The organism is Andreprevotia sp. IGB-42, from assembly GCF_009848685.1.
In the GTDB taxonomy this organism is placed as follows: domain Bacteria; phylum Pseudomonadota; class Gammaproteobacteria; order Burkholderiales; family Chitinibacteraceae; genus Andreprevotia.
The window spans coordinates 20,500-32,371 of sequence record NZ_WXTX01000006.1; the positions used below are offsets into that span (position 1 = coordinate 20,500).

At 61.6% G+C, this 11,872-nt stretch carries 7 protein-coding genes; 2 read left to right on the forward strand and 5 right to left on the reverse strand.

Annotated features, from left to right (window positions below; all coding sequences use genetic code 11):
- Positions 1 to 131: 131 nt before the first annotated feature.
- Positions 132 to 1,718: a PAS domain-containing methyl-accepting chemotaxis protein gene (locus IGB42_RS10550; protein ID WP_159671223.1), complete on the reverse strand. Its 1,587-nt coding sequence runs from the start codon at positions 1,716 to 1,718 to the stop codon at positions 132 to 134.
- A gap of 139 nt (positions 1,719 to 1,857) precedes the next feature.
- Complete coding sequence (locus IGB42_RS10555; protein ID WP_159671227.1) at positions 1,858 to 3,453, reverse strand: ABC transporter ATP-binding protein; 1,596 nt, start codon at positions 3,451 to 3,453, stop codon at positions 1,858 to 1,860.
- 227 nt (positions 3,454 to 3,680) lie between these two features.
- Here IGB42_RS10555 and IGB42_RS10560 point away from each other — a divergent pair, with 227 nt between their 5' ends.
- Positions 3,681 to 4,046 carry a BspC domain-containing protein gene (locus IGB42_RS10560; protein ID WP_159671231.1) on the forward strand — a complete coding sequence of 122 codons (366 nt, stop codon included), beginning with the start codon at positions 3,681 to 3,683 and terminating at the stop codon, positions 4,044 to 4,046.
- Positions 4,047 to 4,156: 110 nt separating this feature from the next.
- Here the strand turns inward: IGB42_RS10560 and clpB are convergent, their stop codons facing one another.
- Together clpB and IGB42_RS10570 are read right to left on the reverse strand one after the other, a co-directional pair.
- A complete protein-coding gene (gene clpB / locus IGB42_RS10565) occupies positions 4,157 to 6,763 on the reverse strand; it encodes an ATP-dependent chaperone ClpB (protein WP_159671234.1) in 2,607 nt (868 codons plus the stop codon).
- Positions 6,764 to 6,869: 106 nt separating this feature from the next.
- Positions 6,870 to 8,195 (reverse strand): GGDEF domain-containing protein, encoded by a 1,326-nt coding sequence (locus IGB42_RS10570; RefSeq protein ID WP_159671237.1) that lies wholly within the window; start codon positions 8,193 to 8,195, stop codon positions 6,870 to 6,872.
- A 439-nt stretch (positions 8,196 to 8,634) separates the two neighbouring features.
- Between IGB42_RS10570 and IGB42_RS10575 the strand changes: the two genes are divergently transcribed.
- Complete coding sequence (locus tag IGB42_RS10575) at positions 8,635 to 10,341, forward strand: alkaline phosphatase family protein (RefSeq protein ID WP_201799900.1); 1,707 nt, start codon at positions 8,635 to 8,637, stop codon at positions 10,339 to 10,341.
- Between the two features lie 83 nt (positions 10,342 to 10,424).
- On the opposite strand, the gene cysG is transcribed toward IGB42_RS10575, so the two are convergent.
- Entirely contained in the window at positions 10,425 to 11,801 is a 1,377-nt protein-coding gene (gene cysG, locus IGB42_RS10580; RefSeq protein ID WP_159671243.1) for a siroheme synthase CysG, read from the reverse strand.
- Between the last annotated feature and the right edge of the window lie 71 nt (positions 11,802 to 11,872).

Here is an 11,872-nt window from a genome sequence, read left to right on the forward strand (position 1 = left end):
CCGGGAGCGTGCCATGCTGCCATCAGGGCAGCAAGCGCTTGTCAGCCAGTATGGTGTTGCCGCGGCAAGCGCGCAGCGTGGTGCGACGGGCTGCTTGCAGCGGCGACGGAATGCACGGCACGGCGATGGGGCTAGATGGATTTCTCGAACTGCCGCACCAGCTGGTGCAGATCACGCGATACCTCCGCCAGATCGGCGGCTGCGCCGCCCACTTCGCTGATCGTGCCGGCATTCTGTTCGGTCAGCACGCTCATGCGTTCCATGCTGGATGCCACATCGTTGGCGGCATGCGATTGCTGATCCAGCATCGCGGAAATATCCCGTGCTGCCTGGTTCACGCCAATGCTTGCCTGGTTGATCTCCTGCAGCGTGCTGTTGCAGTGGTCGATCAGGCCGGTGCCATGTTCCACCGCGCTGACCGCGTGCTGCATGCTGGCAAGCGCCGCATGCGTGCGGCTGGAAACGGCGGCGATGGTGGTCGTGATGGTGCCGGTGCTGATGCGCGTGCGCTCTGCCAGCTTGCGTACCTCATCGGCCACTACGGCGAAGCCACGGCCGGTCTCTCCGGCACGTGCTGCCTCGATGGCGGCATTGAGCGCCAGCAGGTTGGTCTGCTCGGCAATTTCCTTGATGGTCAGCGTGACGCTGTTGATTTCGCCTACCGCGCTTTCCAGCTGCTGCAGCGTATCCCGGGCGCTGTCGACGACGGCCAGCACATCGTGCGTTGCGGTCTGCGCGGCGGCCATTTCGGTATTGCCGCGCTTGGTAAGCACCTTGGCATTGTCGGCATGGCGCACGCTCTGGCGCGTCGAATCGTGGATTTCCCGTACCGATACCGTCAGCTCTTTCAGTGCGGCGGCCATGCTGGCTACGCCATCCGATTGCACATGTGCACGATCGGACAGCGTGCCCGATTTGCTGGCCAGTTCATTGGCGCGCTCCCCCACCTGATCGGCGGCCGAAACCACATCGGCAATCACCGCCCGCAGGTTGATGCGCATGCTTTCCAGTTGCAGCAACAGTTTGGCAAATTCCGCCGGGGCATTGGTCTGCACGCTGAAGCGGAAATTGCCTTCCGCCAGCTTGGCAAACGCATTGCCTGCCTCCTGCAACGGTGCGGTCCAGCTGGCGCGTACCCATTGCCAGCCCGCCAGCGCCAGCAATGCGGCTACGCCGCTGGCTGCCCAGGCCAGCGGGCCGGGCAGGGCGGATGACAGCACGCTGAGCAATACCAGCGACCCCACCAGCAGGGCCAGCCGCCATTGCAGTGCCAACTGGCTGGGCCAGCGGGTGGCGGGAAAGCTGGCCTGCCCGGCACTGATTGCCTTGTACAGCGTTTCGGCATCGCTGACCTGCTGGCGCGCAGGGGTATTGCGTACCGACATGTAGCCACTGTGCTGGCCGTTTTCGCTCAGCGGTGTCACAAACGCTTCCACCCAGTAGTGATCACCGTTCTTGCAGCGGTTCTTTACCAGCCCGCGCCATGGTTGGCCGGCCTTGATGGTGCGCCACAGGTCTTCGAACGCTGCTGCCGGCATATCGGGGTGGCGGACGATATTGTGCGGCTGGCCCTCCAGCTCGCTGCGGGTAAAGCCGCTGATGGCAACAAAGGCCGGGTTGGCATACACCAACTGGCCCTTGAGATTGGTCTTGCTGACGATGGGGCGCTCGGGGTCGACGGCGACCTCACGCTGGCTGATGGGCTCGTTGCGGCGCATGGGCTACTCCAGTGTAGCGAGATATTGTCGCGCTACCCCGGCGGCCCGCTCTACTGGGGATACTGCCAAGCAGTCTTTCCTTTCATACATTGATCCGGATCAAGACCAGTGTTCAGGAGAGCGCTATGCTGTTGCGCCCCTAATCGGCAGCGAGCAATGCCTGCGTATAAGCATGCTGCGGCTTGGCAAACAGCTCGGTCACCTCTGCGCTCTCCATCAGTTGGCCATCCTTGAGCACCAGCACGCGGTGCGCCAGCGCCCGGATCACGCTCAGGTCATGCGTGATCAGCAGGTAGGCGATGCCATGTTCACGCTGCAAGCGCGCCAGCAAGGCCAGGATCTGCGCACCGATATGGGCATCCAGCGCCGAGGTGGGTTCGTCCAGCACCAGCACATCGGGCTTGAGTACCAGCGCCCGGGCAATGGCGATGCGCTGGCGCTGCCCGCCAGAGAACGTGTGCGGGTAGCGGTGCAACACCTGTTCGTCCAGTCCTACTTCTGCCAGCGCGGCCAGTACCGCCTGCCGGCGCGCGGCGGCATCAAGCTCCGGCGCATGGATTTGCAAACCCTCGCCAACGATTTCTTCCACCGTCATGCGTGGTGACAGTGATGCAAACGGGTCTTGCAGCACGATCTGCATGCGCCGGCGTGCACGACGCAGCGCCTTGCCGCTCAGCGTATCCAGCCGCAATGCGGCGGCAGGCGTGTCTGCACCAAGGGTGATCTGCCCGCTGGCTTCGCGCTGCAAGCGCAGCAGCGTCATGCCCAGCGTGGTTTTGCCCGAGCCTGATTCGCCGACCACCCCCACGGTTTCACCACGCCGCAGCTGTATATCCAGCGGCGCCAGCGCGGTAAAGCGTGTGCTGGGCTTGAACCAGCCATGATTGCGCTGATAGCTGCACTGCATGCCGGTGGCAGCGAGGGCCAGCGGCGTATCGCCCGGTGGCGCCGCAGCAGCAACACGCAATTGCCGCGCCGCCAGCAATGCCTGCGTGTATGGGTGTTGCGGTGTTGCAAACAGCGCTGCAGTGTTGCCGGTTTCCACGATGCGGCCCGCTTCCATCACCGCCACCCGGTCGGCAAAACCACGTACCAGATTCAGATCATGCGAAATCAGCAGCAAACCCATGCCGGCGTCTGCAGCCAGCTTCTTCAGCAGGTCGAGAATTTGCCGGCGCAGATGGGCATCCAGCGCGGTGGTGGGTTCATCGGCGATCAGCAGCCGCGGCCGGCCAGCCAGTGCCATTGCAATCAGTACCCGCTGCCGCTGGCCGCCCGACAATTGATGCGGAAACGCGCCCAGCACGCGCTCGCTGTCACCCAGCCCCACCTGCACCAGCAGCGCCTGCAGTTCATCCTGTATTGCCTGGCCTGCCAGGCTGCGGTGCTGCTGCAATACCTCGGCGATCTGCGCGCGGATGTTCAGTACCGGGTTCAGTGCAGACAGCGGCTCCTGGAACACCATGCCAACCTGCGCGCCCCGTACCGCACGCATTTGCCGCTCGCCCATTTGCAGCAAATCCTTGCCTTCCAGTATGATGGCGCCGGTATAGCGTGCATCCGTATCCAGCTGCAGGATGGCCCGCGCGGTCACGCTTTTGCCGGAGCCTGACGCCCCCACCAGTGCCAGCGTTTCACCCGCCTGGAGCTGCAACGAAATGGCTTCTACCGCAGCCCGTGGCTGGCCGGGGTAAAACACGCTCAGCGTATCGATGGCAAGCAGCGGCAGGGTCATGGGCAGATGGCGAGGGGGAGATGATCGCTACTATAGCGCCTGGATGTCGCCGGTGGTGCAGGTGTTGCTCGCAGCAAGCTTGATGCTGACAACGGTGGTGCGCTTGATGGCGGAACTGTTGTTTTTTCTGCCTGTGCATGCGGCCTGGCTACTTGGGGCCGCAAAGTCGACTTGATATTGCGCATGGCATGGCTAATTCTTGTAAGGTACCTTATGAGGATATCCTTATGATTCGATTTGCACTGTGCCTGGCTTTTGTATCCCTCACTACATCTGCATGGGCTGAAGATGCCGCAGCGCCTGCCGGTACAGTCGATCCGCTGGTGGCGCGTTGCTATGAAAAGCTGCAGCAGCGTGTTCCCAAGCGCACCCATTACACCGCCATCTCGGCCAGCGATGATCAGTTGAAGGCCGCCAAGGTCGAAAGCTGGGACAAGGCATTCAGCGACCGCATCAGCAAAAAGGTGGCCACCAAGGTTTCTTTCGACGGTGAAGTCAGCAGCAAGGGCAAAAGCGCCGAAGCACAGGTTTTCCACTGTGGTTTCAGCGATGACAAGATCCAGACTTGGGAAGTGCGTTCACCAAGGGCCTGATCGCCAGTGGTAAATGTCCGGTGGTAAAGGGTAAGGCATAGCAGGCATGAAAAAACGGCCCGGTTTGAACCGGGCCGTTTCTTTGCTGCCAATCAACCGGCTGTCGATGTTCAGCTTGCCGCTTCGGGCTGCTTGCCCAGTGCGTTGAACACCAGGTGCCCGTTGGTGGCATCCACGCCCAGCACATCCTTGGGGCCGAATTCGCCAGCCAGCAACCGCTTGGCCAGCGGGTTTTCGATCTCGCTCTGGATCGCTCGCTTCAATGGTCGCGCGCCATACACCGGATCGAAACCCGCTTCGGAGATCAGGTCCAGCGCAGCATCGCTGACGTTCAGCGTGATTTCCATCTGCGCCAACCGTTGCTGCAGTCGCTGCAACTGGATACGCGCAATACCGCGGATCTGGTCTTGCGCCAGCGCGTGGAACACCACGATCTCGTCGATGCGGTTGACGAATTCGGGCCGGAAGTGGGTTTTCACCTCGGCCAGCACCGCCAGCTTCACCAACTGGTAATCGCTGTCCGCCATCGCCTGGATCTGCTGCGAACCCAGGTTGGACGTCATCACCACCACGGTGTTCTTGAAATCCACCGTGCGCCCTTGGCCATCGGTCAGGCGGCCATCGTCCAGCACCTGCAGCAGCACGTTGAACACGTCCGGGTGCGCTTTCTCCACTTCATCCAGCAGGATCACGCTATACGGCTTGCGGCGCACTGCCTCGGTCAGGTAACCCCCTTCTTCGTAGCCCACGTAGCCGGGCGGGGCGCCAATCAGCCGCGCCACCGAGTGTTTTTCCATGAATTCGCTCATGTCGATGCGGATCAGGTGCTCGTCCGAATCGAACAGGAACTGCGCCAAGGTCTTGGTCAGCTCGGTTTTACCCACGCCGGTCGGCCCCAGGAAAAGGAAGGAACCATACGGCCGGTTCGGGTCACCCAGACCGGAACGCGAACGGCGGATCGCGTCCGAAACCAGCCGGATCGCTTCATCCTGCCCCACCACGCGTTGATGCAGCGCCTCTTCCATGTGCAGCAGTTTTTCGCGCTCGCCCTGCATCATCCTGGCAACCGGAATGCCTGTGGAACGGCTGACCACCTCGGCAATTTCCTCTGCGCCCACATGCGTGCGCAGCAGCCGTGGCTTGGCATTGCTGCCCGCCTCGGAGGCTTCAGCTGCTTTCAGCTTGGCTTCCAGGTCGGGCAACTGGCCATATTGCAGCTCGCTGGCCTTGTCCCATTCGCCGCGCCGCTGCGCCGCTTCCATCGCCTGCTTCACCTGCTCGATTTCCTCGCGGATGGCCTGGCTACCCAGCACGGCGGCTTTCTCGGCCTTCCACACTTCCTCAAGGTCATTGTATTCCTTCTCCAGCACGGCGATTTCGTCTTCAATCAGGCCGAAGCGCTTTTTGGATGCCGGGTCTTTCTCGCGCTTGACCGCCTCACGTTCGATCTTGAGCTGGATCAGCCGCCGCTCGAGCTTGTCCATCGATTCCGGCTTGGAATCGATTTCCATCTTGATCTTGGCTGCGGCTTCGTCGATCAGGTCGATGGCCTTGTCCGGCAGGAAGCGGTCGGTGATATAGCGGTGCGACAGCTCGGCCGCGGCCACGATGGCCGGGTCGGTGATCTCCACGCCGTGGTGGATTTCATACTTTTCCTGCAGCCCGCGCAGGATGGCAATGGTGCTTTCCACCGATGGCTCATCTACCAGCACTTTCTGGAAGCGGCGCTCCAGCGCGGCATCCTTCTCGATGTACTTGCGGTACTCGTCCAGCGTGGTGGCGCCGATGCAATGCAGCTCGCCGCGCGATAGTGCCGGCTTGAGCATATTGCCGGCATCCATTGCGCCTTCGGCCTTGCCCGCGCCCACCATGGTGTGGATTTCATCGATGAAGATGATGGTATTGCCTTCATCCTTGGCAATGTCGTTCAGTACGGCTTTCAGGCGTTCTTCGAATTCGCCGCGGTATTTGGCGCCGGCCAGCAAGGCGGCCAGATCCAGCGTCAGCACACGTTTGTGCTTGAGCGATTCGGGCACTTCGCCATTGATGATGCGCTGCGCCAGCCCTTCCACGATGGCGGTCTTGCCCACACCGGGCTCGCCGATCAGCACCGGGTTGTTCTTGGTGCGGCGCTGCAGTACCTGGATGGCGCGGCGGATTTCATCGTCGCGGCCAATCACCGGGTCCAGCTTGCCGGCGCGTGCGCGCTCGGTCAGGTCGATGGTGTACTTGCTCAACGCTTCGCGCTGTTGCTCGGCGTTGGCATCGTTGACGGTATCACTGCCACGTACCGCATCGATGGCGGCGGTGATGGCCGTCTTGTTGCCGCCGTACTCCTTGAGCAGGCGGCCGGCATCCGATTTGTCATCAGCCAGCGCCAGCAGGAAAAGATCGGTGGAAATGAACTGGTCGCCCCGCTGCATGGCAGCCTTGTCGGTCAGGTTCAGCAGCTTGGCCAGATCCTTGCCGACGGAAACGTCGCCTTCGTTGCCGGCTACCTTGGGCGAGTGCTCGATTTTCTGTGCCAGCGCGGTTTTCAGCCGGTCTACGTGCACGCCGGCACGCGCCAGCAGCGAGCCGGTGCCCGAATCGCTGTCGTTCAGCAGCGCCAGCAGCAGGTGCGTGGGTTCGATGAAGCCGGCATCGTTGGCAATGGCCAAGCTTTGGGCATCGGCAAGGGCCGCTTGGAATTTGGTGGTGAGCTTGTCGAAACGCATGGTTTGGAACACTCCATAAACAGTTGCTTTGCACTGTAAATGGGTGTTTTTCATGGCATTTCAAGCAATGCAAGCCATTGTGTCAGTGGGCACGGCGGCCCATGCATCAGGCCTTGACGGCTGCCCTTGCCGGTAGCGGAGCTTCGCGCGTTACCACGCAGTTGCGGCCATTGCCCTTGGCTTCATACAACGCCTCGTCCGCGCGCTTGATGAAATCGGCCACCGGCTCGTTACCCAGCACGGTAACGCCAAAACTGCAGGTGATACGCAGCCCCGACGGCCAGGTAACCGTCTCTACGTGGCGGCGCATTTTTTCCGCCAGTTGGCTGGCGGCGAGCAGCGCGGTATTGGGGAAGAACATCACGAATTCCTCGCCGCCCCAGCGCACCAGGTAATCACCGGTGCGGATATGGCTGCCCAGCTCTTGCGCAAACTGCTTGAGCACGTCGTCGCCCACGTCATGGCCGTGTTCGTCGTTGACGCGCTTGAAGTGGTCGATATCCGCGTACACCATCGCCAGTTGCCGCTCGCTGTTGCGCGCGAGTTCCGATTCGCGGAACAGTTCGTCCAGCACGCCGGCGCGATTGCGCACGCCGGTCAGCGGATCGCGCCGTGCCATGTCGCCGATCTTGCGGTTTTCCAGCTGCAGTGCCTCGGTCAGCGCGTGCAGCGTGTTCTCGCGCAGCCGGCTGCGCTGCAGTTTGCGTTGCAGCAATTGCAGATCGAGCAGCAATGCCAGGATCGCAAACGATACCCACAGCCCCACCAGGATCAGCGCCAGCATTTCTCGGCTCAGCCATTTGCCGTGGAATTCGATGTAATCGATATCGATCACATGCAGGCCCGGCTCCTTGAAACCGGAGGTAGAAAACTGGATCAGCGGCACGTGGCGCATGTCCACCGCGATATGCGCCAGCGGAATATGGTTGTTGGCGATCCACCAACTGGTGACGGTAAAGCTCTTGAGCGGTATTTCGATCACTTCGCCGCCCGGCTTGGGACTGAATGTGACTTCGTTGATTTTCCAGGTCTCATTCGCCGCCGGCTTGGAGTATGCCGGATCAAAGTTGCGGATGAAGAAGCGCAATTGGCGGCTGCCTGGCCCCTGATAAGCCACCTTGAGGGTGACGTGATCGAAATCGGAGAAATCCAGCCCGTTCTGCGGCTTGGTCAGCGGGATGCCCAGCTCGCAGAATGGCCATTCATACTTGTCGCTGAGCTGGCATTCCACGTGCAACCGGGTGCCGACCCGCTTGAGCGAGGCCCTGGAACCGCCACCGGTCAGCCGGTCATCCACCGCTTCCATCTTGTACGGGCTACTGCCATCAATGCGCAGCACGCGATTCATGCCGTACTGGTGCCAGACGAGCAACGTGACCGTGAGCAGGGTCAGGAACAGCGTCGAAAAACGGAGCAGGCGCGGGAAGGACATGGCGGTCTCAATAACTTACAGCCTAACTATAGGCTGAAAGCTTCCGGGGGCGGTCATCAAATTGTCTTGTATGCGGGGCATGTACGGTTTTAACCACAAAGCGGCTTGCCTACATGCTGTAACGCCGTACCGTTATAGACCGTTGCAATCCCCGTGCCTGTCAGCGTCGTCACATCCATCATCATTTACTGCAGGGTGCGCTGCAATGTGGATTCCGAAGGTGAGCATTGCCTGCGTTCCCGGGATCCTGTGTTACCTGCTGTCATCCGCAACTCGCCAAAGTGCCATAAAAGCATCACCGGCCGGCAATTTCCCGCTGCTAACCTCCGCGCTGCATCAATAGATGCGAATGTTTAGACCACCCGGGAGTAGGGAAATGAGATCGATGTTGTCCAAAGGACTGCTTGCTCTGCAACTGCTCGGTACGAGCGTTCTGGCAATGGCAGCACCCAAGGTATTGCTCGTCGGCATGGACGGCGCGCAGTACGAAAAAATGCAGGCACTGAGCCTGCCCAATATCAACCGGCTGCAGATCACCCGTTCATATACCGGCGGGATCAACGGCGCCGCATCGCAGCAGGCTACTGTCAGCGGGCCGGGCTGGGCCACCATCCTCACGGGGGTATGGACCAGCAAGCACACGGTAACCAGCAATGATTCCGGCCTGGCCGATGCGCGTTATCCCAGCCTGTTCAAGCGCATCCGCGATGCACGGCCCAATGCCTATATCGCCAGCGTCACGCACTGGGGCAGCATCAATAACCAGTTTTTCACCAATGACGTGGCCGGCAACAATTTCAACGCCAGCAACCTTGCAGACCAGGCCGTGGCAGACAAGGTGGTCGAACTGGTGAACACCACGCCAGCCGACTTTGTCTTTGCCCACCTCGATGATGTCGATGAAGCAGGCCATGCCAGCGGCTTCGGTTCCGCCTACGACAGCGCGCTGCGTGCCGCGGATGCCCGCCTTGGGCAGATGCTCAACGCGGTGCAGGCACGGCAGGCTGCCAATGGCGACGACTGGCTGGTGCTGGTGACCACCGATCATGGCCGTGACCCGCTGCTGGGCTACAACCATGGCAACCAGACGCAATCGGAAAAAACCACTTTCATTGCCAGCAGCAAGGCGATGAATGCCGAGTTCAGCCAGCGTATCGTCAACGTCAGCAACCAGGATTTCTCCGGCCTGTATGGCTATGCGGCACAAACCTGGATTGCGCCGACGGTGTTGCGCCACCTGGGCATCGAGCCCCGGGCGGACTGGAAGCTGGATGGGGCGCCGTTGACCGGCGCGGTAGCGGTGCGCAAGCTGTTGCCGGCGCAGGGCGGCCAGTACAGTTTCAACTGGTTTGCCGATGCCGTTGGCATGATCGACATCAGCCGCAACGGCGAGCCGCTGGCCAGCGTGCCGGCATTGCAGCAGGGCTTCCTGGATAGCGCAGCGCCGAAGGGGGTGGTTGACTACACACTCTCTGTCAACGGCACGCCGGTTTCGCTGCGCCTTAACCGCAACGAGATCCAGAGCACGCTGGACTGGGACACCACCCGCTCGTATTTCTTCCTGACCGACGGCAGCTATGTGCGTTACAACAACGTGCTGGACAGGGCAGAGAGTGGTTACCCGCAAGCGGTGACCGAAGGCAACTGGCCGGGCCTTACCCCGTATGCCAGCAAGCTGGTGGGTGGTTTCAGCAAGGATGCATCCACTGCCTACCTGTTCCTGGCCGACGGTACCTACCTGCGCTACGACAAGACCAACGACAAGGTGGAGGCGGGTTACCCCAAGCCCATCAACGACAGCACGTGGCCGGGCCTGGGTAGCTATGCCACGCAGATCGTTGCCACGCTGCGCTGGACCGGCGACAAGGTGCAGTTCTTCCTGCGTGATGGCCGTTATATCCGCTACAGCCTGACTGCGGATCATGCCGATGCCGGTTACCCCAAGGCGGTGAACAACAGCAGCTGGCCGGGCGTGGGCAACTACGCAACGAAAATCCGTGCCGCAGTGAAGTGGAACGACACCAAGGCATACTTCTTCCTGAACGATGGCAGCTATATCCGCTACAACATCAGCAGTGATAAAGCCGATGCCGGTTATCCCAAGACGGTAAACAGCAGTACCTGGCCGGGCGTGTTGTCTTACTGAGGCATACCCCGTGCAAGAAAAAACGCCCGTCAGGGCGTTTTTTCTTTTGCTGTGGGTGGCCGGGCTTGCGCCAGGAACGCGTGTTACCGCCAGGCCAGCCGCTCATGCAGCTGTACCACTTCCCCGACGATGATCAGTGCCGGCGGCTTGATGGTGTGCTGCGCGATCAGGCCGGGTAGCGTCTCCAGCGTGCCCAGCAAGGTGCGTTGGTCTGGCCAGGTGGCACGCTCGACAATCGCTACCGGCGTGGTGGCGGCACGGCCGTGCGCGATCAGCTGTGCGCAGATGGAAGGTGCCTGCGCCACGCCCATGTAGATCACCACGGTTTCGGACGGGCTGACGAGGCGCGGCCAATCGAGTTCGATCTGGTCTGCACGGCGATGCCCGGTCACGAAAGTGACCGATTGTGCATAGTCGCGGTGCGTAAGCGGGATGCCTGCGTAGCATGACGCGCCCGAAGCCGAGGTGATGCCGGGTACCACTTCGAAAATGATCCCGGCTGAAGCCAGTTCTTCGATTTCCTCGCCACCCCGGCCAAAGATGAACGGATCACCGCCTTTCAGCCGCAATACCCGTTTACCTTCTTGCGCCAGCCGCACCAGCAGCCGGTTGATGTCTTCCTGCGGCAGCGCATGGTTATTGGCTTTCTTGCCCACGTAGATGCGCTCCGCATCGCGCCGTACCAGCGCCAGTATCTGCGGCGATACCAGGTTGTCGTACAGCACCACGTCGCTTTTCTGCATCAGGTGCAGCGCGCGGAAGGTCAGCAGGTCCGGGTTGCCTGGCCCAGCACCCACCAGATAGACCGCGCCGGTGCTGGCCGCCGCATCGGCCTGCGCCAGTTGCGTGTGCAGCATGGCTTCGGCGCTGGTAATGTCGCCCGCCATGGCCTGCTCGGCGGCCGGGCCATCCAGCGCGGTTTCCCAGAAGCGGCGGCGGGCGGCTTCGTCGGCAAGGCGGGCTTTCACGGTTGCCCGCAGTTTGCCGGCCAGGCTGGCCAGCGCCCCCAGCCCGCTGGGCAGCAGCGTTTCCAGCCGCGCCTTGAGGATACGCGCCAGCACCGGCGCATTGCCGCCGCTGGAAATCGCCACCACCACGGGCGAGCGGTCGACAATGGCAGGCACGATGAAGCGGCAATGCTCCGGGCTATCCACCGCGTTGACGAGAATGTTGCGGGCTTCGCAATCGGCGAAGATCTGTGCGTTCACGCCGGCATCATCGGTGGCCGCGATCACCAGCCGCTGGCCATCAAGCTGGCTGGCTGCATAGTGCGCAGCCAGGTGTTGCAGCTGCCCTGCATCCCGCCAGACGGCCAGTTCGGCATTGAGCTCCGGCGCAACCACGGTCATGCTGGCACCGGCCTGCAACAGCAGCCGTGCCTTGCGGGCGGCGATTTCACCGCCGCCTGCCAGCAAGCAGCGCTGGCCTTGCAGTTTGAGGAAAAGCGGAAAGTAATCCATACGGCGTGCACAACCGGAATCAGTACTGGACCCATCATTGTAAGGAGCTGGCGGCCACTTGGGTGAACTGA

Excerpts from the sequence above, each read along its gene's own strand:
- IGB42_RS10550 (WP_159671223.1), bottom strand. The coding sequence starts at position 1,718 with ATGCGCCGCAACGAGCCCATCAGCCAGCGTGAGGTCGCCGTCGACCCC.
- IGB42_RS10555 (WP_159671227.1), bottom strand. The coding sequence starts at position 3,453 with ATGACCCTGCCGCTGCTTGCCATCGATACGCTGAGCGTGTTTTACCCC.
- IGB42_RS10560 (WP_159671231.1), top strand. The coding sequence starts at position 3,681 with ATGATTCGATTTGCACTGTGCCTGGCTTTTGTATCCCTCACTACATCT.
- clpB (WP_159671234.1), bottom strand. The coding sequence starts at position 6,763 with ATGCGTTTCGACAAGCTCACCACCAAATTCCAAGCGGCCCTTGCCGAT.
- IGB42_RS10570 (WP_159671237.1), bottom strand. The coding sequence starts at position 8,195 with ATGTCCTTCCCGCGCCTGCTCCGTTTTTCGACGCTGTTCCTGACCCTG.
- IGB42_RS10575 (WP_201799900.1), top strand. The coding sequence starts at position 8,635 with ATGGCAGCACCCAAGGTATTGCTCGTCGGCATGGACGGCGCGCAGTAC.
- cysG (WP_159671243.1), bottom strand. The coding sequence starts at position 11,801 with ATGGATTACTTTCCGCTTTTCCTCAAACTGCAAGGCCAGCGCTGCTTG.